This window comes from Nitrospiraceae bacterium (genome assembly GCA_021373015.1).
Taxonomy (GTDB): domain Bacteria; phylum Nitrospirota; class Thermodesulfovibrionia; order Thermodesulfovibrionales; family UBA1546; genus JAJFTJ01.
In genome coordinates, this window is sequence record JAJFTJ010000005.1 from 12609 (window position 1) to 37865 (window position 25257).

The window sequence follows — 25257 nt, forward strand, 5'->3', positions numbered from 1 at the left end:
TTAGCCACAATAAATTATTTTGTAGTTTTGGTTTTAGCAATCACTAATGTATTTCAGCGAGTTTGCTCATAGAATAAGAAATATTCCATATACTTCTCATGTATATAACCTCACAGGCTCGTCCATGGCTCTTTTTCTTGCATTGCAAGAAAAACCTTTTGTCATGGTCGAGTCGAACGAAGAGAAGGCAAGAGAGCTTTATCAGGACATTTTGTTTTTCCGTTCAATAAATCCTTCTAATATAAAAAATAATATTTTTTTTCTGCCTGAGCCTGATAACCCTGAGACAACTGGACAAAGAGCAGAGTTGATTTATAATCTCACCAAGTTTGATTCGGTCGTGCTTTCAAAAGATGCACTTAATGCAAATTTATGGACTCCTGATGAATTAGGGGAAGATGCGCTTGTGCTGAATCTCAAATATGAAATCAGTAGAGACTTGTTCGAGAAAAAACTTATAAGGCTTGGTTATAAGCGCGTAGCGCTTGTTGTTGAAAATGGTGAATTCAGTCATAAAGGATGGGTCTTTGATATTTTCCCATCTTCTGCAAAAGACCCGCATCGAATCGAGTTTTTCGGCGATACAATAGAAACAATAAAAACATTTGACGTAAGCACGCAGAAATCCACAGACATTGATAAAGAGCTTGTCATTTTTCCTGCATCAGAACCGGATGAAAACAGCAGATATCAAATAACGGAGAATAGAAATTATTTTTATTCAGATACAGACGGTCTATCAGATGATATCCCTGAGAATGCTGTAATGCTCTCGCAGTTTTCATTCGCAGGTGAAGGGATTGATGCAGGGCTGATTTCAATGGCAGGACATGGGATACTGCATGCTGAGAGAAAGACTGTTTATGAGTTTCCTGATGCTTTAAAAAAGATTTCTGAGAGCAACAATGTTTTGATTGCTGCTTCCTCGCATGGGCAGGCTGAAAGGATAAAGGAGATTCTGTGGGAAAAGGAGATCATAGCTCCGATAATTTCCAAGGAAGACGCAGCAGATTATGAGGGAAATATTCTGATAACAATCGGCGAGCTTTCATCAGGATTTTTTATCAACGATCTTATTGTCTTAACTGAAAAAGAGATCTTTGGCGAAAGACAGCATTTCAGGCCTATAAAAAAATCAAGAGTGTCAGAACTTCTTAATACACTTGATGATATTGAGAAAGGTGATTTTGTTGTTCACAAGGATCACGGCATAGGAAAATTTCTTGGGATTGAAACACATCTGCTTGAGAATTATGAAAGCGATGTCATGATTATTGAATATTCAGGAGGCGACAGACTGTATCTGCCTCTTTACGGAATCGAGAAGATAAAAAAATATCATGCTGAAGAAGATATTTTCCCCAAAATTGATAGGCTCGGAGGCATAACATGGGCGAGGACAAAGGAAAGAGTCAGAAAAAAGATAAAGGAGATGGCAGAAAGGCTTGTGAAACTCTATGCTGAGAGAGAAATTACAAAGGGTTTTTCATTCAGCCCTGATTCTGAACTTCACAGAGAATTCGATGATTTTTTCCCTTACGTGGAAACCACTGATCAGCATAAGGCGATTGAAGAGATAAAGCTCGACATGGAGTTGGAAAAACCAATGGACAGGCTCTTGTGCGGTGATGTTGGTTATGGAAAAACAGAAGTTGCAATGCGGGCTGCATTCAAGGCAGTGTTTGACAATAAACAGGTTGCTCTGCTTGTGCCTACAACTCTTTTGTGCGAACAGCACTTCAGAACATTTACGCAGAGATTTGCTGCATTCCCTGTGAACATAGACTATCTGAGCAGGTTCAAGACAAAAAAAGACCAGAACGAGACAATAAAAAAAGTTACGAGCGGAGATGTGGACATACTTATCGGCACACATACATTACTGAAAAAAAATATGAATTTTATTAACCTTGGACTTCTTATAATTGATGAAGAACATAAATTTGGTGTTGCCCAAAAAGAAAAGATGAAGGAGATAAAAAAAGGCGTTGATGTGCTGATATTAAGCGCAACGCCGATACCCCGTACACTGAACATGGCGCTGTCAGGCATAAGGGGTATGAGTCTTATAGAAACGCCTCCTGAAGAAAGACTCGCTGTTAAGAGTATAGTCTCTGAATTCAGGGAAGATATTATCAGAGATGCTGTGGTGAGAGAACTTGAAAGAAAAGGACAGGTATTCTTTGTGCATAACAGGATAAGGGATATAGATAAAATCTACGGCAGTATAAATAAGCTTATTCCAGATGCAAGAATTTCTGTTGCCCATGCACAGATGCCTGAGAGACATTTGGAAAAAATAATGAAACAGTTTATTGCCAAAGAGATTGACATACTTGTCTCTACGGCTATTGTCGGATCAGGGCTTGATATATCAAATGCAAACACAATAATTATAAACATGGCTGACAGGATGGGTCTTGCAGATTTATATCAGCTCAGAGGCAGGGTTGGAAGAAGCAATGTAAAGGCATACGCTTATTTTCTTATTCCTGGAAAAAATATTATTACGAATGAGGCAAAAAAAAGACTCCAGGCTGTGCAGGATATGAGTTACCTTGGCGCTGGATTCAGGCTTGCAATGAAAGACCTGGAGATAAGAGGCGCTGGGAATTTTCTAGGCGCAGAGCAGTCAGGACACATTCATGCGGTCGGTTTTGATATGTATGTTGAGATGCTCGAAAATGCTGTATCAGAAATAAAAGGAATAAAGATTGAGGAAGAGATAGAGCCCCGCATGAGCCTTAGAGTGCCTGCATTCATAACAGAAGAATTTATAGAGGATGTAACACTGAGACTGAGCATTTACAGAAAGATTGCATCAGCAAAGAGGGAAGAAGATTTAAACAGTTTATTGGATGAAGTCAGGGACAGATTCGGGAAGCTGCCTGATCAGGTGAATAACTTATTCGATATTATGAGGCTGAAGATTGCTGCAAGACAACTAAGGGTTATTGATATGATTGAGGCTGGAGGTTTTATAAAAGTTATATTCTCGCAAGACACAAAAGTAGCTGTGAATAAGATACTCTCACTCCACAACATATACGGCAATAAAATAAAATTTTTAGAACAGGGATTTCAGATAAATGTCAAAAATCTTTCATGGGCTGAGATTTACTCAATGATAAAGAAAGTTCTGGAAAAACTATTGTAACTTTTATGTTAAAATAACTAAATTCAAATTTTAAAAGGATAGAGAAATATGAAAAAAGGACAGATTTTTTTGCTGATAGTTATGCTTTTGATATGTTCCTGTGCAACAAGCACTGAGAATGTTCAAAAGGCAACCTCTCATTACAAATTGGGTCTGGCCTATTTCAATGAAAATAATATGCAGTCTGCATTCATAGAGTTTCAGAATGCGCTTAAATACAATCCAGAGGATAAGGAAGTCCTGTACTCATTAGGTGTCATCTATCTGATTCACTATGAAGAATATGATAATGCCATAGAGTATTTTCGGAAAGCAATAAATGTCGACAGCAATTATTCAGAGGCATATAACAATCTCGGTTATGCATATATGATGAAAGGAAAGTATAAGGAAGCAGCGGATGTTTATAATAAAGCTGTTTCAAATAAAGTCTACCGCACACCTGAAAAGGCTTATTATAATCTTGGTCAAGTATATTACAGAATGGGGCAGTATGACGATTCTATCGAGGCATATAAAAATGCCCTGAAGAGAGCAGTTGATTTTTACCCTGCTTATTATGGTATTGCACTAAGCCAAAATGCAAAAGGCAAATACGGAGATTCATCAACAGCCATCACAAGGGCAATAGAGCTTGATCCAAATTATAAGGGCGACAGGAATAAGGCTATAGGTGATTTCCTGCAGAAGGAAAAAAAATCAAAAGGCGATGAGAAGAAAGATATCACTGATTATCTTGAAATTCTCAAATATTAGACTCCTGAAATTTTTTGCTTTTAATTCTTGAAATAATCTGTATAATATTTTTCTTGTGTTTTTAGTTTTTCTGCGTCTGGCAGAAAGTTAGATTCGGGGCGTAGCGCAGTCTGGCTAGCGCACCTGCCTTGGGAGCAGGGGGTCGGAGGTTCAAATCCTCTCGCCCCGACCAATAATAAATTTTTGCAAGATAAGCTTTATTGCTTTCACCTATATGAAGCTGCTTCAGCAGATTTTTTCTGAGGTGAATTCTAATGCAAGCTGGAATTAAAATCCGCTCAGAGGCCATATCTTGTAAAATATAAATAATTAAGGTGTGCGCCTGTAGCTCAGTCGGATAGAGCAACTGCCTTCTAAGCAGTGGGTCAGGGGTTCGAATCCCTTCAGGCGCGCCAATAAAAATTATCAAAAGCTAATGTAGAAACCAGTTATCAGTATTTGTTTGGGTTTGACGGAATATGGTTGTTTTTGTTTTACTAATAACTGGTTTTTATTAGTCGGTGGGTGTAGCTCAATGGCAGAGCACTGGATTGTGGTTCCAGCTGCTGGGGGTTCGAGTCCCCTCACTCACCCCATAATTCTGTGTAAATTAAAAGTTTAGGGTTGTGCATATATAACTTTAGACTTTTAATGCGCCTGTAGCTCAGTGGATTAGAGCATCGGCCTCCGAAGCCGAGGGTCGCCCGTTCAAGTCGGGTCAGGCGCACCAAAAAACGTTTAGGGCCGTTAGCTCAGTTGGTAGAGCAGCTGACTCTTAATCAGCGGGTCGCAGGTTCGAATCCTGCACGGCTCACTTTAAAGCAAAAGGCTTGCATCTAAAACTGCAAGCTTTTTTTATTTTTTTCATGTGATATAACTAATTTTAACTTGCATAAAATTTACTAAATTTAGTATAAATTGCAGTGGTCAGATTGCAGATAAATAAGATCTTTTCTTCCCTCACAGGAAAACTTGTCCTTGCTATAGGAACTCTCATGGTAGTCGGAACTGCAATATTCTGGTATTTTCTTATTAATTATCAAGAAAAGGAATCTATAAAAAGTTCTGTAAGCTACGGACGTTCATTCATGGGTTTTGTGGAAAAGAGCACGCAATATGGAATGCTTACAAATCAGAAACCTTTGATACAGCACACTATTGAGTCGATAAGCTCTGGAGAAGGAGTTAAAAGAATAAGGATATTTGAAGGAAAGGGCAAGATCGCATATTCATCAGATAAAGAAGAGATAGGCGCTGTATTTACAAAGGATGAATCAATGTGCATGTTCTGTCATTCAGAAACTAAAAAGCCATTAGAGATGCCTAACTGGTCTATAAAGAAAGACAGAGATGGAAAAAGATTCCTTAATATTGTGCAGCCTGTTTACAATCAGCAACCTTGTTATTCTGCAGCGTGCCATATACACAAAAAAAATACTACAATTCTTGGATTCATCGAGTCAGATATATCTCTGAATAGAATGGATACGGCAATAATGAGGCAGGAGATAGCAATGACGGCATACGTGCTTGTTTTTATCTGTGTGCTTTCTGTTGTCCTGTGGGCAATACTCTGGAGGCTTGTGCATAATCCATTAAATATGCTTACACAGGGAATGAAACGCGTATCTGCAGGTGAACTTGATTTTGTCCTTGATATAACAACAAAGGATGAAATCGGAGAGCTTGCTAATGTGTTTAATACAATGACTACAGATTTGTCAAAAGCCAAATTATTGATTATTGAGTGGGGAAATACACTTGAAAAAAAGGTCGCTGAAAAGACAAAGGAGATACAAAAGACTCAGGAGCAGCTTGTGCATTCTGAAAAACTTGCTTCACTTGGCAGAATGGCAGCAGGCGTTGCCCATGAAATAAACAGCCCGTTAACAGGCATAGTAACATTCGGACATCTTCTGCTTAAAAAATTCCCGCATGGAAGTCAGGAGAAAGATGATGTTGAGGTGATTATTGAACAGGCAAATAGATGCTCAAGCATAATAAAGGGATTGCTGGGTTTTTCAAGAGGAACGTATTCAGAGAAAACTATTGTCAATATTAATGATATTCTGAATACAACTTTGCATATGGTTAAGCATAGAATGGATTTTTTTGATATAAAACTTTTGGTTAATCTTGCTGATGCTCTGCCGCCTGTTAAGGCTGATGCATCACAGATACAACAGGTTTTTTTGAATATAATATTAAATGCTGCAGATGCCATGGAAGGAAAAGGCACTTTGACTATAAATACACGAAAGGTTGTTGAAACTGACGGGGTTTACGCTGAGATTGAATTTACTGATACAGGAAGCGGCATATCAGATAAAGATCTTGCAAAGCTTTTTGAGCCTTTTTTTACGACAAAACCAGTTGGCAAGGGTACTGGACTTGGGCTTGCAGTAAGCCATGGAATAATTCAGGACCACGGCGGAAGGATACATGTAAGAACTTCATTGGGAAAAGGGACAAGTTTCTTTGTCAGAATTCCAGTTCAAAAAGATGAGTTTTTGAGTTTAAAAAGCCCTAATAACAATAGAGGATAAATATGAGAAAGAAAAAAATTCTGGTAATCGATGATGAGGAGATAGTGCTTCAAAGCTGCAGGAGAACGCTTGAGCCTGAAGGGTACGAAGTAAAAACAGTCAGAAGCGGCACTGATGGGATCATCTTGCTTGAAAACGAATCGTTTGATCTTGTGCTTACTGACCTAAAGATGCCTGATATGGACGGCATAAAGATATTATGTATGATAAAAGAAAGCTGGCCTTCTGTAGAGGTTGTAATTATTACTGGATACCAGACAGTAGAAACTGCTGTGAGCGCTCTTAAATTAGGGGCATTTGATTATCTGGAAAAGCCTTTCACTCCAGACCAGATATTATCAGCAATCAATAATGTTTTTATGCATAAGACAAAGCAGCAGTAAAATTTAGTTTTTTTATTGATTAAATAATGCTATTATTTTTTAAGGATTGAATTTATTAAAAGGAATTTCTGATGAGCAAAAATCGCAGAATACTTGTTCTTGATGATGATCCTGCCGTAACACTGAGTTGCAAGAGAATCCTTGGAGCTGAGGGTTATGCCATTATTACTGCTGACAAAGGCGAGGATGCTCTTGAAAAAATTTCAAAAGAAGATATTGATCTTCTGATTTCAGATATCAGGCTTCCTGATATAAACGGCATCACTGTTTTAAAGGAATCAAAGATAATCAATCCTGAACTGGATGTTGTTATGATTACCGGCTATCCTACGGCTGAAGATGCAAAAGAATCAATAAGACTCGGGGCGTTTGAATATATAGAAAAGCCATTTATCCCCGATTTCATGATCAATGTTGCAAAAAAAGTCTTTGATCAGAGAGGCTGGATATTAAGAAAGGCATTTATTGATGAATTCAGGAATGAAGTAGTGTTATTAAGAGACTCAGAAAATCCTGTCATCTATTACAAAGAAGGCACTTGGGCTAGGGCGCTAAGGCAGGGGATATGGGAGATAGGATTTGATGTAAGATACTGGCTTCTTGGAGGCCAACTAATGTATGTGGATATTCTAAAGGGGATTGATATTGTCACTGCCGGACAGGCCTTTGCCAAAATATTGTCAGGTTCTGGACAAGAAGAATATCTTGTCTCTCCAATGACAGGCAGGATAAAAGAGCTGAATGAAAATGCAAACAATGCAATTGCATCTCTTATTGGTGAAAACTTAAGTGAAGGCTGGCTTTTATGGCTTGCACGCATCCAGTTGCTTAATGCTTAGAGCTGTATCGTTTTTTTCTTTTTATTTCAATATGTTTTGCTCCACTTGACAGAGATAGGGGTTTACTGATAAATTATTAGCACTCTAATGTTGAGAGTGCCAACTATGCTTGATAACAGAAATAAACAGATACTCTGTGCAATAGTGCAGAGCTATATAGATAATCCTGATCCTGTGGGATCAAGATTTATAACAAAGAAATTTGCCATAAGTCTTTCACCTGCAACAATAAGAAACATAATGTCAGACCTTGAAGAACTAGGCTTTCTAAGTCAGCCGCATACCTCTGCAGGCAGAGTGCCGACTGACAAAGGGTACAGGTTTTATGTTAACTCGCTTATCAGCGGAGAATCTCAGCCTGATGACAGTGCATTTGCCAGAGAGCTTGCAAAAGAGCTCGAATCCATAAGAAATGATATGAATTTTCTTTTAAGTGAGACAACAAAAAGACTTTCTAATTTTCTGCACTATCTTGGATTTGCGCTTTCTCCAAAGACAAGAACAGCAACATTTAACAGGATCAATCTTCTTAAGCATAAAGGGAATTTCATAGTTACTGTATTGTTTACGGATGAAGGGCTGGTAAATAATAAAATAGTAGATATAGATTGTGATCTGACCCAGAGAGACCTTAACAGGATAGCGGCATATCTCAATTCAGAATTTTACGGCTGCACTCTGGAAGAAATAAGCTCAATAATAATACGAGAGATGGCTATTGAGAAAGCAGTGTGCGACTCTATGATATCAAGGGCAATGATGATATGCAGGGAAGCAATGGCTTTTTCTTTCGGAGATATCTATGTCTCAGGTCTGTCTGAAGTTCTGAATCTGCCTGATTTTGCTGATCTGGAAAAAATAAAAGAGATTTCAAAGGCAATTGAGGATAAACACCTGATTATAAAGCTGCTTGATAAGATTTCTGATTTTGACAGCGTTCAGGTAATAATCGGTTCTGAAAATTCTGTTTCTGAGATGAAGAAATTCAGCATAGTGGCAAAGACATTCATGCAAGGCGACAAGCCTGCAGGGAGTATTGGTATAATAGGTCCAACAAGAATGGACTACCCAAGGGCAATAGCAATGATTGATATAACTGCAAAGTTAATAAGCCAGGTACTCTCTGACAAGTAAATCAAGGATATTGAGGTGAAGATAAAATTGAAAAAAGACAAGACTAGACATGATTCCCATGTCAAAGAAGTAGCTGAGGAAAAAGATAAGAAGCCTGTGTCTGGTGAAACAGCTGAAAGCATTTTAGAAGCCGGACTTGAGGCTATAAAGCCAGACTTTGAAAAGGAACTCGCAGAACAAAAGGATAAATATTTTAGACTATATGCAGAATTTGAGAATTACAAAAAAAGAATAATCAAGGATAAGGAAGAGATTGCTAATTACGGGAATGAGTCTTTGATCTATGATCTCCTGCCTGTTGTTGATAATCTTGAGATGGCTCTTAAGCATTCTGCTGATAATGCGGAAGCAGGAGAGGGATTTGTGCAGGGGGTTGAGATAACGCTCAAAGAGTTTATGAAAGTACTTGGAAGATTTGGAGTTGTTCCGATTGAGGCGCAAGGCAAACATTTCGATCCATCTGTTCATCACGCAATGTCAATTGCAGAGAAGGATGATGTTGAGGCGAATACAATAATTGAAGAATTAAGAAAAGGCTATATGCTTAAAGATAAGGTGTTAAGGCCTTCATTGGTTACTGTTTCAAAGAAAAAAAATGAAGGAGGAAATGTAAATGAAGAGAGTTCTAAGACAGAGAAAAGCGAGAATGAAAATAAGATAAATTTAAATAATGAGGAGGAAATACAAAATGGGTAAAGCAATAGGAATAGATCTTGGTACGACAAACTCTGTTGTTGCTGTTGTGCAGGGCGGAGAACCTGTGGTAATCCCAAACCAGGAAGGAACAAGGACTACTCCTTCTGTTGTTGCATTTACGGATAAAGGAGAAAGACTTGTAGGACAGATAGCAAAAAGACAGTCTATAACAAATCCGGAAAATACAATTTTTTCCATAAAAAGACTGATGGGAAGAAAATATACTTCACCGGAAGTTGACCATGCAAAAAAACGTCTGCCTTATAAAATTACCGAGGCTTCCAATGGAGATGCGCATGTTGAGATAAGAGGCAAGAAATACTCACCGCCTGAAATATCAGCAATGATACTCCAGAAGCTCAAGCAGGCAGCAGAGGATTATCTCGGTGAATCTGTAACTGATGCGGTAATAACGGTCCCCGCATATTTTGACGACAGCCAGCGCCAGGCAACTAAGGATGCAGGAAAGATTGCAGGATTGAATGTTCTAAGAATAATAAACGAGCCTACTGCAGCCGCCCTTGCCTATGGCATGGATAAGAAGAAAGAGGAAAAGATCGCAGTCTATGATTTGGGAGGCGGAACTTTTGACATATCAATACTCGAGATTGGCGAAGGTGTAATAGAAGTTAAATCCACCAATGGAGACACATATCTTGGCGGTGATGACTTTGATATCAGGATAATGGATTGGATGGTTGAGGAATTCAAAAAAGATCAAGGCATTGACCTTAAGGGCGATAAAATGGCTCTGCAGAGGCTTAAGGAAGCTGCAGAAAGGGCAAAGATAGAGCTTTCCACTGCAGCTGAGACAGATATAAATCTGCCTTTTGTAACTGCAGATGCATCAGGACCAAAACATCTTCTAATGAAGCTTACAAGGTCCAAATTTGAACAGCTCACAGGCGACCTTGTCGAGAACACAACAGGTCCATGCAAAAATGCTCTTAACGATGCAAATCTTTCAGCTTCTAATATAGATGAAGTCCTGCTTGTCGGCGGACAGACAAGAGCTCCAAAGGTTCAGCAGACTGTTCAGAATTTCTTTGGCAAAGAACCAAACAAGACAGTTAACCCTGATGAGGTTGTTGCTGTTGGAGCTGCAATACAGGCAGCAGTGCTGAAAGGTGATGTGAAAGAAGTTCTTCTTCTTGATGTAACGCCGCTTTCACTTGGCATAGAGACACTTGGCGGAATATTCACAAAGATTATAGAAAGGAATACAACGATTCCTACGAAGAAAAGCCAGGTATTCTCAACAGCCGCTGATAACCAGCCTGCTGTGACCATAAAGATACACCAGGGTGAAAGAGAGATGGCTAACGACAACAGACTCCTGGGAAACTTTGAACTTATTGGAATTCCACCTGCACCAAGGGGTGTGCCTCAGGTAGAGGTTACATTTGATATTGATGCAAACGGAATTTTGCATGTTTCTGCAAAAGATCTTGGAACTGGCAAGGAACAGTCTATAAAAATAACTGCATCAAGCGGATTGAGCGAGGAAGAGATAAAGAAAATGACTCGCGATGCTGATTCTCATGCAGAGGAAGACACAAAGAAAAAGCAGCTTGCTGAAGCAAGAAATGAGGCAGACACTATTGTATACAGCGTGGAAAAATCACTTGCAGACTATGGAGACAAACTGAGCGAGACAGAGAAAAAAGACATACAGGATGCGCTGGAAAAATGCAAGAAGCTTAAAGATTCGAGCACGGATCCAACTGAGATAAAATCTTCGGTTGAAGCTTTGATGAAGGCTTCTCATAAGCTAGCAGAGCATGTATACAAGACAGCAGGCGCACAGCAGCAGGGAGCATCTGCCGGCGCGGGTGCAGGAACAACAGGTGCAAAACCAGCTGAAGAAGAGGTTGTTGAAGCTGAATTTGAAGATGTTGATAAAGGAAAGAAAGAGAGCTGATATCCGGTAAGCAGTGAATAGGATTTAGCATTGAAAACTATTCACTGCTTACTATTTTCTATTTACTAAAATGAAAGACTATTACGACATTCTAGGTGTGTCCAGAGAGGCTACTGATGCTGAGTTAAAAAAGGCATTCAGGCAGCTTGCCATGAAACATCATCCTGATAGAAATCCTGATAACAAGGAATCAGAGGATAAATTCAAGGAGATAAACGAGGCATATTCCTGTCTCAGCGACCAAGATAAGAGGGCGCATTACGACAGGTTCGGAACTTCTGAGGGAATGGGGAATGGTTTCAGTAATTTTGGGGCAGGGTTTGGAGATATATTCGAAGATGTTTTCGGTGATTTTTTTGGCACATTCACGGGCCAGCGCAGGGCAAGACCAACAAGAGGCGAAGACCTTAGATACGATCTTGATATAACTTTAACGGAAGCAGCATTCGGCACGGAAAAAGTTCTCCAAATCCCAAGATGGGTGCACTGTGCGGAATGTAATGGCAGCGGGGCTGCATCAGGCAAAGGACCTGTAACATGTTCTAATTGCAAGGGCACAGGACAGATAAGATTTCAGCAGGGTTTTTTCAGCGTTGCAAAGACATGCGGAAAATGCGGCGGTCAGGGGAAAATTATCACAGACCCATGCAGGAAGTGCAAGGGAAGCGGAAAGACAAGGGAAGTAAGAAATATTATAGTAAAAATTCCTCCGGGTGTTGATACAGGCTCAAGGCTTAGAATGACAGGAGAAGGCGAACTCGGAACACATGGAGGACCAGCAGGAGATCTTTATATAATTCTCGATGTTGAAGAGAATCCTTTTCTTAAAAGAGAAGGCATGAATTTATACTGTAACGTTCCCATAACATTTCCACAGGCAGCATTAGGTGCAGAAATAGACGTGCCAACTCTCTATGGCGTTTCAAAATTAAAGATCCCGGCAGGAACGCCTTCAGGCAAGGCAATTCATCTTAAATCCAAGGGAATGCCAAAAGTGGGAAGCCATAGTAAAGGAGATCAGATAGTTATTGTTAATATCGAAGTTCCAAAAAGTCTCAATAAGAAGCAGAAAGAACTTCTTGAAGAATTCTCTAAGATTAACAGCGATGATATTTATAAGAGTTTCAGGGAAAAGGTGAAAAATTTTTTCTCAGTGACAAAGTAAGTTTTAAACCTTGTATATCCCCTCGAATTCTATATTTCCCTCAAGCAATAATTCCTGGATTTTTTCTTTATCACCACTTTCAAAACTCAGACATATTCCGCAGTCTGAACTCAGATGCCTTGGAACTGGTATAAGCTTTACTTTAATATCAGTTCTCTTTTTTATCAGTATCTCTGATCTGATTGCTGAACTTGTTGTATTGAAAAGTACAATGCTGAAATTTTTTTCCAATGATTATTTCCCTTTTTTTGCAATATCAGCAACTGCTTCCAATGTATTGTCTATATCTTTTTCAGTCGTGAAATAACTCATGCTGAATCTGACTGTCCCATCAGGAAATGTCCCGATTGTTTTATGAGCTGCCGGTGAGCAGTGAAGCCCTATTCTGCACATAATGTCATATTTTTCATCTAGTGTAAGCCCTATGTCGGATGAAGCAATACCTTTTATGTTGAATGAGACTGTTGCTGTTCTTTTTTCAGGATTATCCAGACCGTAAACAATTACATCCTGAATGTTTTTTAGTCCTGTGATTAATTTTCGTGTCAGTTTTATTTCATGTTTCTGAATTTTTTTGATTCCTTCTTTGAGCACAAACTCGACTCCGGCGCCAAGTCCCGCCAATCCGATTGTGTTCGGTGTTCCGCTCTCGAACTTGTCAGGCAGAAAATCAGGCTGTTTCTCATATTCAGATCTGCTACCTGTTCCGCCTGTTTTGAGGGGCTGGAATTTTTTTATATCAATTATTTCTCCGATAATCAGCCCGCCTGTACCTTGCAGACCATAAAGGTTCTTATGTCCTGTAAATGCAAGCAGATCTATCATATCTTTTTCAAAATCAATCGGACAGCAGCCTCCTGTTTGTGCAGCATCCAGAAGAAAGAGTGTTCCATGTTCTCTTGCAATTTTCCCTATTTCTGAAACAGGCTGGATTGTTCCTATAATATTTGAGGCGTGATTAATGACAATTAAACGAGTATTTTTTTTGATAGATTCCCTTATATCATCAGGATCTATTAATCCATGGGAAGAACACTTTACAACACTTATTTCAATGCCGTTTTTCTCTAGCTCTCTTAATGGACGCATAACTGAGTTATGCTCGATACTGCTTGTGATTACATGATCTCCTTTTTTTAATATTCCGTTCAATGCAAGGTTCAGCGCTTCTGTTGCATTAAGTCCGAATACAATTCTAAGTGGGTCTTTTACCCCGAATAAAGCAGCTAGACTTTCTCTTGTTTTGTATATGATGCGTCCAGCTTCAATAGAAAGGCGGTGGCCTGAACGGCCGGGATTGGCTCCAATATTCCTCAGAAAATTAAGCGCAGCTTCTTCCACCTGTTTTGGTTTTGGAAAAGAAGAGGCTGCATTGTCAAGATATATCATATTAATTATATTGTAATGTATTTACTTGGAGAGAGTGATTATATATTCTTCATTATTCTCTTTAACATAAACACCCCAGCCTGAATTTCTTGCCATTCGTGATACATTCTCTTTTGCAGTTGCATTATCAACAAAAACTTCTAATGTCCCTTTTTTTATCTGTGACAGTTTTTTCTTTGTCTCTATAACAGGCTGAGGACATGAAAGCCCTCTTGCATCAAGTTGCTCAGTCATTTTTTAATTCTCCTTATGTTATTTTTTCTCTCATTGCAAAGCCGATAATAACGCAGACTATAAGTCCAACAATTACTGAAGCCGGTCCCCACAATCCAGGGCCTGCCGGCGTGCTTGCAGCTGTGAAATTATGCGCAAATGCAGCTCCTGAAAACATACCGATAACAAATACTGCTGCATCGCCGTCTCCTTCGCCGGATAAAAACAACTGACGTCCCGGACATCCTCCTGCGAGTGAAAATGCAATACCAGCCAGTACCATTCCTCCAAAATTCCAGAGAATATCTGTATGAGCTATCGGCTGGTTCTCAAATCCCGGGTTGAACTGGTTGAATATCAAATTTGTTACGAATGCTCCGATTACAAGAGCAATTATTCCGCTTAGAAGATGGAAATCTTTTATTAAAATAACGTCTCTTATCGCTCCCATTGTGCAGAAGCGTGTTCTTTGTGCAAAAAATCCAATGGCTGATGCAAGAATCAATGAAAAAAATATTGCAGCATGTTGAGAGCCTGGACCTTTAACACTGAAAAAGACAGTCCCTGTTGGAAGCTTTGGTGCAAATAAAAGCAGGAGCAGCAGTCCGATCATTATTGCAGGCAAGATAAATCCGACAATAGAATAAGTTTTTTTATTAGCGCCTAATGAATAACCTGATTTTATGAAAAGCGAGCCGGCTCCTATTCCTGCAGAAAGACCCAATAATCCGACGATTGCATTCCCGTCTCCTCCTGCAAGTCTGAGCAGAGCTCTCCATGGACATCCAAGGAATACCAATGCACCGACCATAGCAAAAAATCCAAGTACAAATCTTACTATTGGTGCAGAGCCTGTCCTTGCCTTGAACTCCTTGAATAAAAATGCAGCCAGCATTGCGCCAAGGACAAGACCGATGATCTCTGGACGTATATACTGAACAACACCATCTCTGTGAAAGCCAAGAGCGCCTACAATATCTCGTTCCATGCACGCAACGCAGATCCCCATATTTGCAGGATTTCCAAGTTTTTGCAGTAGAGCAGCGACAGCTCCGATAAACAGACCAACAGATACAATTCCCTTTCGCGAGCCAAAGAATGAGGTAAGGGTAGACATGTTTACTTCCTCCTTTTGATTTACAATAAGATTGTATTTGAATATACAAGGTAACCTATTGGAAATTCCAATAGGAAATATCGATTAAAGCATCATGATTTATAGGTTTGGCTGATTGCCTTATGAAGGGCTTTTTCTTGTCAATTTTTGTTTAACGCAGATATAATAAATTTCATATGAAGATTATTCTTTCAACAGACGAGTTGAAAAACAAAAAAGTTTCTATCTCTGGAGAAAAGGCAAGGTATCTTATTTCTGTTCTCAGATGCAGGGTGGGAGATGAGATACAGATATTTGACGGAGAAGGCGGACTTTATAATGCAAAAATTTCTGCACTTGAAAATAAAAGGGTCATCGCTGATCTGCCAGAAAAATTGTCTTATTCAAATGAATCGCCTTTGAATCTAATCCTTGTTCAGGGAATTCTCAAAGGCGAGAAAATGGATTGGGTTATTCAGAAAACCACTGAACTTGGAGTTAAGGGGATAATCCCTGCAATCACAGAAAGAAGTCAGCTCAGGTATACAAGAAAACTTGCTAGATGGAAAAAGATTGCCGAAGAGGCAGCAAAGCAATGCGGAAGGACATTCATCCCTGTTATTCATGAATATATGGAATTCAATGATATTTTTAAAAAGCAGATGAATGGTCTGATATTTTATGAAGACGGAGGAATATCTTTGTCAAATGCATTGCAAAATAAAAATATCCGCGATGAGCCATTTTATGTTTTTATTGGTCCTGAAGGAGGGTTTGCAAAACAGGAGATTAAACTTGCGGAAGACAGAGGGATTATAACAGTAAGCCTTGGAAAAAGAATACTCAAGGCAGAAACAGCAGCAATCTCAGCTTTAACACTGGTCCAGTTTATTATCGGAGATATGAATTAAGACTCTTCAGTCTGTTCAATATTTTTTTCAACAATATCTATAATATTTTCAACAGGAATCATAAGCCAGCCAGCCTCAGTCTCGATATAAACGTCTGTTTCATTCACCTCAATGAGCCTGCCTGTGTATTTAGTCTCTGCTGAAATAACATCAACTATCTTTCCGATAAGATCCTGCATTAGTCCCCCTGTCTATCGCGTCTGCTTCGCATCCTATTGTAAATCTTTATTGGGGTGCCTGTGAATGAGAATTTTTTTCTGATGCAGTTTTCTATATAGCGCAAATAGGATTTTCTGATGCCTTCAGGATGATTACTGAAAAGTGTAAATGCAGGAGGCTCTGTCTTGACTTGTGTAATATAAAAAATTTTTACAGGATTGCTTCTATACAAGGGAAGAGGGCTGCCTTCAATAATATCCTTGAGAAGTCTGTTCATTTCACCTGTTGTTATTCTTTTTTTTCTTTCCTTGATTATCTCGTCAATGACAGGGAATATTTTCGTTATCCTTTTCTTTTCCATGCCTGATATCGTGATGATCGGAGCATAGTCAAGGAACCAGAATGTTCTCCTCAGCTCTGCCGTGAGTTTTTTATAAACCTGTTCTGGATCGCTGATAAGATCCCATTTGTTCAGTAAAAATATCGCACCTTTGTGATAGCTCTCGACAATTCCTGCTATTTTCTGGTCTTGCTCTGACACGCCTTCAACGGCATTTATCACGATAAGAGCAACATCGCATCTCTCGATGCTCTTAATTGCGCTTACCACTGAAAATTTCTCTACTGAAAAACTTAACCTGCTTTTCTTTCTTATGCCGGCAGTGTCTATGATTAAATACTTGCTTTTGTAATATGTGCATATTGAATCAATAGCATCTCTTGTTGTGCCTGGCACAGAGTTTACTATCATTCTTTTTTTTCCAAGCAGACTGTTTACAAGAGTTGATTTGCCGACATTTGGTTTTCCCACAACAGCGATTTTTGGATATGATGATTCCTTTTCTTTAGCAGCAGGAAGTAAAGATGCAACCTTGTCCATCATCTCGTCAAATTCATATCCTGTTTCAGCAGAGACAGGGATAAGCTCATCAACGCCCAAGGCATAAAAATCATAAATCCGATCGGTTTTTTTGGGAATATCAATCTTATTCACAACCCATAAAACTTTCTTGCCTGATGCTCTGAGAAGATTTGCAAGTTCTTTATCAGCAGGGTTAAGTCCTTCTTTCCCGTCAAGCAGGTGGATTATCAGGTCTGCCTCTTCTATTGCAAACAGAGCCTGTTCTCTTATCTGGACTAATATGTCATCTGCCGCCTCAGGATAAAAGCCTCCTGTGTCTACTGCAATGAATGCCTTGTTTTCCCATATGCCTTCTCTGTAATTTCTGTCACGAGTAACATTTGGGGTATTTTCCACAATAGCAGCATTAGCGCCAACCATCTTGTTAAACAAGGTGGATTTGCCGACGTTCGCTCTTCCGACTATCACTACAAATGGTTTTGACATTGGTATCCAGAAAATTTATTTACAGTTTTTACTAAATCTCAAATATAAATTCGATCTCGACAGAAGCATTGAACGGCAGTGTGTTTACTCCGACTGCTGCTCTTGCATGCCTGCCTGATTCACCGAATATCTCGAACAGCAGATCAGATGCAGCATTCAATACTTTTGGCTGATCATGAAAGTTTTGCGCAGAAGCTACATAGCCGGTCAGTTTTATGCAGCGTTTTACGCTGTTCAGACTTTTGATATGAGACTTTAAAATCGAAAGTGCATTTATCACGATCTGTCTGGCTTCCTGCTGCGCTTCCTCAAGCGTAACTGATTCTCCGACCTTTCCTGTTTTTGTTAATTTTCCCTCTCTCAGAGGCAGCACCCCGCTCAGAAAAAACAGTTTGCCTGTCTGCACGCATGGCAGATAAGAAGCAAGAGGTTTTGGCGCATCGGGAAGAGTGATGCCGATATCCTTTAGTTTTTGTTCAGGAGTAATCATGATGCAGTTATTGTACATATAAAGTGAGGGATTTGAAAGAAAGAAGAGGATTGCATATCAAATCATTAAAATATTTTATTCATAGTGAGTCCACATTCTGATTATTTTTATTGTTTTAATTTTATCCAAGACCTGATAAACCAGCCTGTTCTGAATGTTAATTCAGCTGGAGTATGCACCGGTCAGATCTCCGACTAATTTTTCAAGTCTGGACGGATTTGAAATTGTACCATATTACGTACCATGTAAATAATCTCCAAGGATCCCTCTGCTGTGTTCATCGTCATGGCAATAGACGCAGAGATTTTCCCAGTTAGAGCCGTCCGTCGGATTATTGTGATGATTTCCGTCTTTATGGTGGACTGTTAGAAGATTCCTGTTTTTAAAATCAAATTCTCTGCCGCACTTTGCGCAGATCAAGCCGTGGATTTTCAAAGACTGCTCTCTGTAATTTGACTCTGGAGCAAAGGCTCCTTTCAATTCACGCACTATTTCTGAGGCGGTTTTGTTTTCTGCTGGTTTTTGTTGAAGAGGTTTCCTGAATTTTATTCTTTTTCTCAAAACTCTCCTCCTGAGATCAAAATTTGCCCAAGAGCAATAATGAGTTTTATAAACCCAATTCGTCAGGTGTTCCGATTCTTCCAAGCACTGCTGATGCTGCTGCAACAGCAGGATTTGAGAGATAAACCTCGCTTTCAGGGTGTCCCATCCTGCCTACGAAATTTCTGTTTGTGGTTGCGATTGCTCTTTCGCCTTTTGCGAGTATTCCCATATGGCCTCCGAGGCAAGGACCACATGTGGGAGTTGACACAGCAGCCTCTGCATCAACAAAAATGTCGAAAAGTTTTTCTTTCATAGCCTGTTTGTAAATCTGCTGTGTTGCAGGTATAATTATTAGTCTAACATTCGGGTTGACCTTGCGGCCTTTTAGAACAAGAGCAGCTTCTCTCAAGTCCTCAAGCCTTCCATTAGTGCACGAGCCTATAACAACCTGATCTATTGTTATTTTGCTTAATTCAGACGCAGGTTTTGTGTTTGAAGGAAGATGAGGGCATGAAACAGTAGTAGGAATTTTTGAACAGTCATATTCTCTTGTTTCGATGTATTTTGATTTTTTGTCAGATCTGTAAAATATGGGTTCTCTTTTTGCTCTTCCTCTAAGATATTTTTTCGTGATCTTGTCAGGGACGATGATCCCGTTTTTCCCTCCTGCTTCAATAGCCATGTTGCACATTGTGAGTCTTCCGTACATCGGAAGTTCGTCTATAGCTTCTCCTTCAAATTCCATTGCTCTGTATAATGCTCCGTCAACACCTATATCGCCTATTGTGTGAAGTATCAGGTCTTTACCGCTAACCCATTTATTGAGCTTGCCGTAATATATGAATTTCATGGATTCAGGAACCTTGAACCAGCATTCTCCAGTTGCCATTGCAGCAGCAACATCAGTCGAGCCAACGCCTGTTGAGAAAGCCCCAAGCGCTCCGTATGTGCAGGTATGGCTGTCAGCTCCAATAACAACATCTCCTGATACAACCAGGCCCTGTTCTGGAAGAAGTGCATGCTCGACTCCCATTCTGCCGACCTCGAAATATAGACTTAGGTCGTATTCTTTTGAAAAATCTCTTAGCAGCTTGCACTGTTCAGCAGCTTTTATGTCTTTCTGAGGCGCAAAATGGTCGGGAACAAATACAACACGGTTTTTATCGAATACGTTTCTTGCGCCTGTTTTTTTGAATTCCTGTATTGCTATCGGTGCAGTAATGTCATTGGCAAGTATAAGGTCGACCTTTGCATTGATAAGCTCGCCTGCCTCTACTTTTTTCTTTCCTGAATGTGCGCTCAGGATTTTTTCAGTAATAGTCATATAATCTCCCGAAGTACAGAATTTTCAAAAAATTATTATAGCTGTACTTGTGATAGTTTAACAAGTAAGTTGTGAAAATTTTTTAGTTCTTTTATTCTGTAACAGGTTAGTTTATAATTATTTTACAGATGATAAATCCAGGCAGGATGAGTCGACAAGATAAAAGACCCTGCTGTTTCATAAAAAGGGGGTATTCATGTTTTTAACTGTCAAGAACAAATTTGTAATTTCTATTATCGCTGCAGGTATTTTTTTTGGCGTTATTGGATTATCTGCATTGTTAATACAGGGAAAACTGGGTGATAGCATTGGAAAGGTATCAGCGTATACAGAGAAGGTTAACCTTTTAAATGAATTACAGCTTGCTATCAATGAAACAGTAATACCTGTCAGTGAATATATTGTTGTCGGAGACCCTGCTTATAAGAAAACTTTTGACTCGGCAGACAACAAGGTTCAGAGAATTCTTTTAAGCATAAAAAACAATAAGAATTTTACGAAAGAAGAACTTGTCGATATAGAAAAAATCTGGTCTCTATATATTGAAGCAAACAAAGTCTCTGTCAAACTATTAGGAATGTCTAACAGATCCGCGGGACTTTCAGCACTGGTTCAATCAATGAGCAATGATTATGTATATCCTGCGCTTGGCAAGATAGATTATTTAAGGACAGGCCTGCAAAAAAAACTGTTTGCAGAAAAAGAAAATGCTTTAACTGTAAAAAATTACTCAAGGAATATAATTATAATAATTTTCCTTATAGTAGGTATTCTGGGCCTTATTTTTTCAATTTTGGTAAGCAGATCAATTATCAAACCTATTTCTAACGTAATGGTCATGCTCAATCATATAGCTGAAGGGAAAAGCGATCTTACAAAAAGGCTCACGATTGATTCCAACGATGAAATGGGGATGGCAAGCAAGTGGTTCAATAAGTTTATGGACGGGATCCAGGGAATAGTAAAAGATAATATTTCAACTTCCAATGACATAACTAATACATCCAAATCAATAAAACTTTCTTCAAGCGGGATACAAATATCTGCTCAGGCTCAGCATGATGCAATGCAGGATATTTCTTCTTCCATAGAAGAGATGGATAAATCAATAAGAGCTGTTGCAGGTGATATCGAAGTGCTTTTTGAATCCACAGAAGCTGCATCGGCGTCTTCTCTTGAAGTGTCTACAAATATTTCTGAAGTTGCAGAAAATTCCGAGAGACTTACAGGATCGGTAGAAAAAGTATCGTCTTCAATAGCAGAGATCGCTGCTTCACTCAAGGAAGTTGCTTCAAGCGTTGACAAACTTTCTCAGGAGACAGAAGGAGTAGTGTCCGCTGTAACGGAAATAAATACAACATCAATGGAAGTGGGTATGCGTTCGCAGGAGCAGGCATATCTTTCTGAAAAGGTTAAATCAGACGCAAACACTATTGGTCTTGAAGCTGTAAGGAATACAAAAGATGGAATGGATAAGATAAAAAAGGAAGTTGAGAACACAGCATTCATAATCAGCGACCTCGGAGAGCGGTCAAGAGAGATTGGAAAAATAATTAATGTCATTAATGAAGTTGCTGAGACGACAAATCTGCTTTCTCTAAATGCTGCAATACTCGCTGCTCAGGCAGGAGAATATGGGAAAGGGTTTGCTGTTGTCGCAGACCAGGTAAAAAATCTTGCGCAGAGAACAGCTGATTCTACAAAAGAGATTGGCGAACTGATAAAACTTGTGCAGAGCAAGGTCGATGCTGCCGTAGATTCGATGAATAAAAGCTCAGAAAGAGTTGCTGAAGGAGTGAAACTTTCTAATGCAGCTGAGAATGCGCTTGCCAAGATTGTGGAGAGTGCAGATGCTTCACTTGAGATGGCAGTGAGTGTGGAAAAGGCGACAGAAGAACAAGGACAAAGCATAGCCCATGTTACAAAAGCTGTAACAAAGATGAGCGATATGGTGGAAGGAATAAAGAAAGCTACAGACGAGCAGAAAGGCGCTTCACAAGAAATATTATATGCAACAGAGGATATGAGCGATATAACTGTGAGAGTAAAACAGGCAACAGCACAGCAGTTGAAAGAGGTAAAGTATATCTCACAGGTTATAACGGATGTTGCTCAGAAAATGCAGTCTGTTGCCAAGGCTGCCGCTGAGCAGAAGAAGGCGTCTGAAATGATTCTTGGCTCGGTCGAGACAATTAAGGGCAAGACAGACGAGAGTATTTCTCTTTCCGCAGAACTTGATAAAACAGCAGATAATCTTGGGAACAAGGCAGAGGCGCTAAATCAAAAAGTAAGTATTTTTAAAGTATAGAAAATTATTTCTTTTTTGAAGCGAGTTTGTTCAGGGCATTTATGTATGCCTTTGCAGCGGCTACAATAATATCAGTGTCAGCGCCATTTCCTCTTACAGTTTTTCCGTTTTCTTCAAGAGTTACAATAACCTCTCCAAGTGCATCTGTTCCGCCTGTAATGCTCTTTACCTCAAATTTTTGGAGTTTGCTTTTTGTCTTTGTTGTGAGCGAGATTGCCTTGTAAGTTGCATCAACAGGTCCGTCTCCTTCAGATGTCCTTTGCACTGTTTTGCCTCTGACCTTCATCTTTATAGTTGCCTTAGGTGTTTTTTTCATTCTGCTGACAATAGAGAGGCCTACAAGGCTGTATATCTCTTCCAGCTTTGAAGTTTCTTCTGAAACTATAAACTCAATATCTTCATCGAATATCGATTTTTTCTGGTCTGCTAGATTTTTGAATTTTTGGAAAGCCCGTTCAATCTCTTCTTCATTCAGATCATACCCAAGTTCCTTCAGCCTTGTCTTGAATGCATGCCTGCCTGAGTGTTTTCCTAGAACTAATTTTGTACTCTGAAGACCTATGCTTTCAGGGCTGATTATCTCGTAAGTGGTCTTTTCTTTTAAGAGACCGTCCTGATGTATGCCGGACTCATGTGCGAATGCATTTGCTCCTACAATCGCTTTATTGGGCTGGACTGTGATTCCGGTTATTTTTGTTATCAGCCTGCTTGAGCGAATGATCTCTTTTGTGTTGATATTGGTATCAGCATTGAAGAAGTCTCTGCGTGTCCTTAATGCCATGACTACTTCTTCCATAGAGCAGTTTCCTGCTCTTTCGCCAATCCCGTTTATCGTGCATTCGACCTGACCGGCGCCGTTGATTATTGCGGACAATGAATTTGCAACCGAAAGCCCAAGGTCATTATGACAATGTACAGAAATAACCGCCCTTTCTTTGATTTTGTCGCTTATTGTCTTTATTATTCCCCCGAATTCTTCAGGAGTTGTATAACCCACAGTATCAGGAATATTTACGGTTGATGCTCCTGCTTCCACAACTGCCTCAACCACTTCAAGAAGATATACGAGATCAGTTCTTGTGGCATCCATTGGAGAGAACTCTACATCAGCGACAAGACTGCGCGCAAATTTTACCATCTCAACAGAGCGCCTGAGCGCCTCTTCTCTGCTTACTCTGAACTGATATTTAAGATGTATGTCAGAAGTTGAATGGAAAGTGTGTATTCTTTTTTTAGGTGCATTCTTCAGGGCTTCCCCTGCGCGTTTTATGTCTTCTTCCTTTGCCCTTGCAAGACTGCATACAACGGGTCCTTTTACTTCTTCACATACGCGCTTCACAGCATCGAAATCACCCTGAGAACTTATTGCAAATCCTGCTTCGATTATATCAACGCCAAGACGCGCAAGTTGTTTTGCGACCTGTATTTTTTCATCCACAGTCATGGATGCTCCAGGTGACTGTTCGCCGTCTCTTAATGTTGTATCAAATATTTTTACCTGTCTCATCACTGTTCCCTGCATGTTCTGTTATTTTTTCAGGTTTTGATATTAATTTTCTTATGAAGATTAATATATTTTCGATTATACCCCAGATCAGGTATGACATTGCAAAAATGAATATTGTGATTGACGGCCGTACCAGCAGCATAAATAAAAAAAGGACAAAGACAATCAGCGCCCAGAAAGGTTTTCTTTCCTTAAAATCTACTTCTTTTATCCCGTGATATCTGAATGTGCTGACCATAAGAAGGGAAAGAAGCATTGTGATGGTAAGGAAAAATTCATTTATATCAGGTCTTCCTGACCAGAATTCGTAATAAAAAATCACTATAGAAGAAAGAATGACCGCTGCAGCAGGAATAGGCATTCCTTTAAATGCCTTTGATCCGGTTGTGCCGGTCTGTATATTGAAACGAGCAAGTCTTAATGCGCCGCATGCAACAAAAAGGAATGCTGCTGCCCAGCCAAGCCTGCCAAATGGGATAAGCGACCACTTGTATATCATTATTGACGGTGCAACACCGAATGCAACAAGATCAGATAATGAATCAAGCTCAATGCCAAAACGGGTTGATGTGTTAGTGAGCCTTGCTATCCAGCCGTCCAATCCGTCAAAGATAGTTGCCAGAACAATCGCCCATGCAGCATGCAAAAAATTGCCGTTTATCGAAGACAGAATAGAGTAAAACCCGCAGAACATTCCGCAGAGCGTTAATGTATTGGGAAGCAGATAGACGCCTTTCTTGGGTTTTAGTTCGCGAACTTTTTTAAGATACATGGCCTATTATAGTTTCTCCTGCTTTTACTGAATCACCTAATTTCACCTTGATATCAATATTTTTTGGCAGATATATATCAACCCTTGAACTGAATTTTATGATCCCATAACGCTCGCCGCGTTTTAGAGAATCACCCGCTTTTACTCTGCATACAGCTCTTCTTGCAATATACCCAGCAATCTGCCTTAAAAGTATGTTGCCGTACCTGCTCTCAAATACCATAGCAATATTCTCATTTTTCAGAGACGCTTCATCTTTATATGCGGCCTTAAAGGAACCTGGGATATATTTAACAGTTTTAACAGTTCCATCACAAGGCACACGATTGACATGTACATTCAATGGAGACATGAATATGCTTATCTGCTTCACATCCGTTTTCAAATGCTCATTTTCGAATGTGTCTTTTATCACAATTATCTTTCCGTCTGCAGGAGAAACAAATATGTCTCCTTCTTCAGGGATTTTCCTTTCAGGATCTCTAAAAAAATAAAACATGAACATAGTCAGAAGAAAAGGGAGAATTGTGAACCATGATCCCTGTAATAAAAAAGAGATTATTGTTGCAATACCGAAAAAGGCAATAAAGAAATAACCTTCAGGAGCAAATTTCAGCATTG

22 protein-coding genes, 5 tRNA genes and 1 pseudogene are annotated in these 25257 nt (G+C 39.5%); 16 read left to right on the plus strand and 12 right to left on the minus strand.

Annotated features, from left to right (window positions below; genetic code table 11):
- The first annotated feature begins 124 nt into the window (after positions 1–124).
- From mfd to dnaJ, 14 genes are all read left to right on the plus strand, one after another.
- Positions 125–3157 carry a transcription-repair coupling factor gene (mfd, locus tag LLF28_01395; GenBank protein MCE5194105.1) on the plus strand — a complete coding sequence of 1011 codons (3033 nt, stop codon included), beginning with the start codon at positions 125–127 and terminating at the stop codon, positions 3155–3157.
- A 48-nt stretch (positions 3158–3205) separates the two neighbouring features.
- Positions 3206–3913 (plus strand): tetratricopeptide repeat protein, encoded by a 708-nt coding sequence (locus tag LLF28_01400; protein MCE5194106.1) that lies wholly within the window; start codon positions 3206–3208, stop codon positions 3911–3913.
- A gap of 94 nt (positions 3914–4007) precedes the next feature.
- Positions 4008–4085 (plus strand) — tRNA-Pro (locus tag LLF28_01405).
- A gap of 146 nt (positions 4086–4231) precedes the next feature.
- A tRNA-Arg gene (locus LLF28_01410) sits at positions 4232–4308 on the plus strand.
- 105 nt (positions 4309–4413) lie between these two features.
- Positions 4414–4488: transfer RNA gene (locus tag LLF28_01415), tRNA-His, on the plus strand.
- Between the two features lie 57 nt (positions 4489–4545).
- Positions 4546–4622: transfer RNA gene (locus LLF28_01420), tRNA-Arg, on the plus strand.
- Between the two features lie 11 nt (positions 4623–4633).
- Positions 4634–4706 (plus strand) — tRNA-Lys (locus LLF28_01425).
- Positions 4707–4824: 118 nt separating this feature from the next.
- A complete protein-coding gene (locus tag LLF28_01430) occupies positions 4825–6438 on the plus strand; it encodes a HAMP domain-containing protein (protein MCE5194107.1) in 1614 nt (537 codons plus the stop codon).
- A gap of 2 nt (positions 6439–6440) precedes the next feature.
- Positions 6441–6821 carry a response regulator gene (locus tag LLF28_01435; protein ID MCE5194108.1) on the plus strand — a complete coding sequence of 127 codons (381 nt, stop codon included), beginning with the start codon at positions 6441–6443 and terminating at the stop codon, positions 6819–6821.
- Between the two features lie 71 nt (positions 6822–6892).
- Positions 6893–7660, plus strand: a complete 768-nt coding sequence (locus tag LLF28_01440) for a response regulator (protein ID MCE5194109.1) — start codon at positions 6893–6895, stop codon at positions 7658–7660.
- A gap of 105 nt (positions 7661–7765) precedes the next feature.
- Complete coding sequence (gene hrcA, locus LLF28_01445) at positions 7766–8794, plus strand: heat-inducible transcriptional repressor HrcA (protein ID MCE5194110.1); 1029 nt, start codon at positions 7766–7768, stop codon at positions 8792–8794.
- Positions 8795–8809: 15 nt separating this feature from the next.
- Positions 8810–9490, plus strand: coding sequence for a nucleotide exchange factor GrpE (grpE, locus tag LLF28_01450; GenBank protein MCE5194111.1), 681 nt, complete (start codon positions 8810–8812; stop codon positions 9488–9490).
- The gene (dnaK, locus tag LLF28_01455; GenBank protein MCE5194112.1) at positions 9483–11411 is read left to right on the plus strand and encodes a molecular chaperone DnaK; all 1929 of its coding nucleotides are present in this window, start codon (positions 9483–9485) and stop codon (positions 11409–11411) included. The genes grpE and dnaK overlap by 8 nt, the downstream gene beginning before the upstream one ends.
- A 70-nt stretch (positions 11412–11481) precedes the next feature.
- Positions 11482–12576 carry a molecular chaperone DnaJ gene (gene dnaJ, locus LLF28_01460; GenBank protein ID MCE5194113.1) on the plus strand — a complete coding sequence of 365 codons (1095 nt, stop codon included), beginning with the start codon at positions 11482–11484 and terminating at the stop codon, positions 12574–12576.
- 3 nt (positions 12577–12579) lie between these two features.
- On the opposite strand, the gene LLF28_01465 is transcribed toward dnaJ, so the two are convergent.
- From LLF28_01465 to LLF28_01480, 4 genes are read right to left on the minus strand one after another with little or no spacing between them, the layout of a single operon-like run.
- The gene (locus LLF28_01465) at positions 12580–12807 is read right to left on the minus strand and encodes a DUF3343 domain-containing protein (GenBank protein MCE5194114.1); all 228 of its coding nucleotides are present in this window, start codon (positions 12805–12807) and stop codon (positions 12580–12582) included.
- Positions 12808–12810: 3 nt separating this feature from the next.
- Positions 12811–13965, minus strand: coding sequence for an aminotransferase class V-fold PLP-dependent enzyme (locus LLF28_01470; protein MCE5194115.1), 1155 nt, complete (start codon positions 13963–13965; stop codon positions 12811–12813).
- Positions 13966–13986: 21 nt separating this feature from the next.
- Positions 13987–14199 carry a sulfurtransferase TusA family protein gene (locus LLF28_01475; GenBank protein ID MCE5194116.1) on the minus strand — a complete coding sequence of 71 codons (213 nt, stop codon included), beginning with the start codon at positions 14197–14199 and terminating at the stop codon, positions 13987–13989.
- A 13-nt stretch (positions 14200–14212) separates the two neighbouring features.
- A complete protein-coding gene (locus LLF28_01480; GenBank protein ID MCE5194117.1) occupies positions 14213–15295 on the minus strand; it encodes a YedE-related selenium metabolism membrane protein in 1083 nt (360 codons plus the stop codon).
- A gap of 176 nt (positions 15296–15471) precedes the next feature.
- On the opposite strand from LLF28_01480, the gene LLF28_01485 reads away from it, so the two are divergent.
- Complete coding sequence (locus LLF28_01485; protein ID MCE5194118.1) at positions 15472–16185, plus strand: 16S rRNA (uracil(1498)-N(3))-methyltransferase; 714 nt, start codon at positions 15472–15474, stop codon at positions 16183–16185.
- Here the strand turns inward: LLF28_01485 and LLF28_01490 are convergent.
- The 5 genes and pseudogenes from LLF28_01490 to leuC all read right to left on the minus strand — a co-directional run bounded on the left by LLF28_01490 (position 16182) and on the right by leuC (position 20049).
- Positions 16182–16364 carry a hypothetical protein gene (locus LLF28_01490; GenBank protein MCE5194119.1) on the minus strand — a complete coding sequence of 61 codons (183 nt, stop codon included), beginning with the start codon at positions 16362–16364 and terminating at the stop codon, positions 16182–16184. The two genes, LLF28_01485 and LLF28_01490, sit on opposite strands and share 4 nt — an antisense overlap.
- Complete coding sequence (gene der / locus LLF28_01495; protein ID MCE5194120.1) at positions 16364–17692, minus strand: ribosome biogenesis GTPase Der; 1329 nt, start codon at positions 17690–17692, stop codon at positions 16364–16366. Before der ends, LLF28_01490 begins: the two co-directional genes overlap by 1 nt.
- A 31-nt stretch (positions 17693–17723) precedes the next feature.
- Complete coding sequence (locus LLF28_01500) at positions 17724–18200, minus strand: RidA family protein (GenBank protein ID MCE5194121.1); 477 nt, start codon at positions 18198–18200, stop codon at positions 17724–17726.
- 249 nt (positions 18201–18449) lie between these two features.
- A pseudogene (locus tag LLF28_01505) lies at positions 18450–18674 on the minus strand (YajD family HNH nuclease).
- 115 nt (positions 18675–18789) lie between these two features.
- Positions 18790–20049 (minus strand): 3-isopropylmalate dehydratase large subunit, encoded by a 1260-nt coding sequence (gene leuC, locus LLF28_01510; protein MCE5194122.1) that lies wholly within the window; start codon positions 20047–20049, stop codon positions 18790–18792.
- A 196-nt stretch (positions 20050–20245) separates the two neighbouring features.
- Here leuC and LLF28_01515 point away from each other — a divergent pair, with 196 nt between their 5' ends.
- Positions 20246–22357 carry a methyl-accepting chemotaxis protein gene (locus LLF28_01515; protein ID MCE5194123.1) on the plus strand — a complete coding sequence of 704 codons (2112 nt, stop codon included), beginning with the start codon at positions 20246–20248 and terminating at the stop codon, positions 22355–22357.
- A 4-nt stretch (positions 22358–22361) separates the two neighbouring features.
- Here LLF28_01515 and LLF28_01520 read toward each other — a convergent pair whose 3' ends face one another.
- Genes LLF28_01520 through LLF28_01530 form a run of 3 tightly spaced genes read right to left on the minus strand, consistent with a single transcriptional unit; the run spans position 22362 to position 25255 of the window.
- Positions 22362–23879 carry a 2-isopropylmalate synthase gene (locus LLF28_01520; GenBank protein MCE5194124.1) on the minus strand — a complete coding sequence of 506 codons (1518 nt, stop codon included), beginning with the start codon at positions 23877–23879 and terminating at the stop codon, positions 22362–22364.
- Positions 23842–24636, minus strand: a complete 795-nt coding sequence (gene pssA / locus LLF28_01525) for a CDP-diacylglycerol--serine O-phosphatidyltransferase (GenBank protein ID MCE5194125.1) — start codon at positions 24634–24636, stop codon at positions 23842–23844. The genes LLF28_01520 and pssA overlap by 38 nt, the downstream gene beginning before the upstream one ends.
- Complete coding sequence (locus tag LLF28_01530) at positions 24626–25255, minus strand: phosphatidylserine decarboxylase family protein (protein MCE5194126.1); 630 nt, start codon at positions 25253–25255, stop codon at positions 24626–24628. Before LLF28_01530 ends, pssA begins: the two co-directional genes overlap by 11 nt.
- Between the last annotated feature and the right edge of the window lie 2 nt (positions 25256–25257).

What these genes read in the sequence shown, in the direction of transcription:
- mfd (MCE5194105.1), top strand. Translation starts at nt 125, where the DNA reads ATGGCTCTTTTTCTTGCATTGCAAGAAAAACCTTTTGTCATGGTCGAG.
- LLF28_01400 (MCE5194106.1), top strand. Translation starts at nt 3,206, where the DNA reads ATGAAAAAAGGACAGATTTTTTTGCTGATAGTTATGCTTTTGATATGT.
- LLF28_01435 (MCE5194108.1), top strand. Translation starts at nt 6,441, where the DNA reads ATGAGAAAGAAAAAAATTCTGGTAATCGATGATGAGGAGATAGTGCTT.
- LLF28_01440 (MCE5194109.1), top strand. Translation starts at nt 6,893, where the DNA reads ATGAGCAAAAATCGCAGAATACTTGTTCTTGATGATGATCCTGCCGTA.
- hrcA (MCE5194110.1), top strand. Translation starts at nt 7,766, where the DNA reads ATGCTTGATAACAGAAATAAACAGATACTCTGTGCAATAGTGCAGAGC.
- dnaK (MCE5194112.1), top strand. Translation starts at nt 9,483, where the DNA reads ATGGGTAAAGCAATAGGAATAGATCTTGGTACGACAAACTCTGTTGTT.
- dnaJ (MCE5194113.1), top strand. Translation starts at nt 11,482, where the DNA reads ATGAAAGACTATTACGACATTCTAGGTGTGTCCAGAGAGGCTACTGAT.
- LLF28_01470 (MCE5194115.1), bottom strand. Translation starts at nt 13,965, where the DNA reads ATGATATATCTTGACAATGCAGCCTCTTCTTTTCCAAAACCAAAACAG.
- LLF28_01475 (MCE5194116.1), bottom strand. Translation starts at nt 14,199, where the DNA reads ATGACTGAGCAACTTGATGCAAGAGGGCTTTCATGTCCTCAGCCTGTT.
- LLF28_01480 (MCE5194117.1), bottom strand. Translation starts at nt 15,295, where the DNA reads ATGTCTACCCTTACCTCATTCTTTGGCTCGCGAAAGGGAATTGTATCT.
- LLF28_01485 (MCE5194118.1), top strand. Translation starts at nt 15,472, where the DNA reads ATGAAGATTATTCTTTCAACAGACGAGTTGAAAAACAAAAAAGTTTCT.
- LLF28_01490 (MCE5194119.1), bottom strand. Translation starts at nt 16,364, where the DNA reads ATGCAGGATCTTATCGGAAAGATAGTTGATGTTATTTCAGCAGAGACT.
- der (MCE5194120.1), bottom strand. Translation starts at nt 17,692, where the DNA reads ATGTCAAAACCATTTGTAGTGATAGTCGGAAGAGCGAACGTCGGCAAA.
- LLF28_01500 (MCE5194121.1), bottom strand. Translation starts at nt 18,200, where the DNA reads ATGTACAATAACTGCATCATGATTACTCCTGAACAAAAACTAAAGGAT.
- leuC (MCE5194122.1), bottom strand. Translation starts at nt 20,049, where the DNA reads ATGACTATTACTGAAAAAATCCTGAGCGCACATTCAGGAAAGAAAAAA.
- LLF28_01515 (MCE5194123.1), top strand. Translation starts at nt 20,246, where the DNA reads ATGTTTTTAACTGTCAAGAACAAATTTGTAATTTCTATTATCGCTGCA.
- LLF28_01520 (MCE5194124.1), bottom strand. Translation starts at nt 23,879, where the DNA reads ATGCAGGGAACAGTGATGAGACAGGTAAAAATATTTGATACAACATTA.
- pssA (MCE5194125.1), bottom strand. Translation starts at nt 24,636, where the DNA reads ATGTATCTTAAAAAAGTTCGCGAACTAAAACCCAAGAAAGGCGTCTAT.
- LLF28_01530 (MCE5194126.1), bottom strand. Translation starts at nt 25,255, where the DNA reads ATGCTGAAATTTGCTCCTGAAGGTTATTTCTTTATTGCCTTTTTCGGT.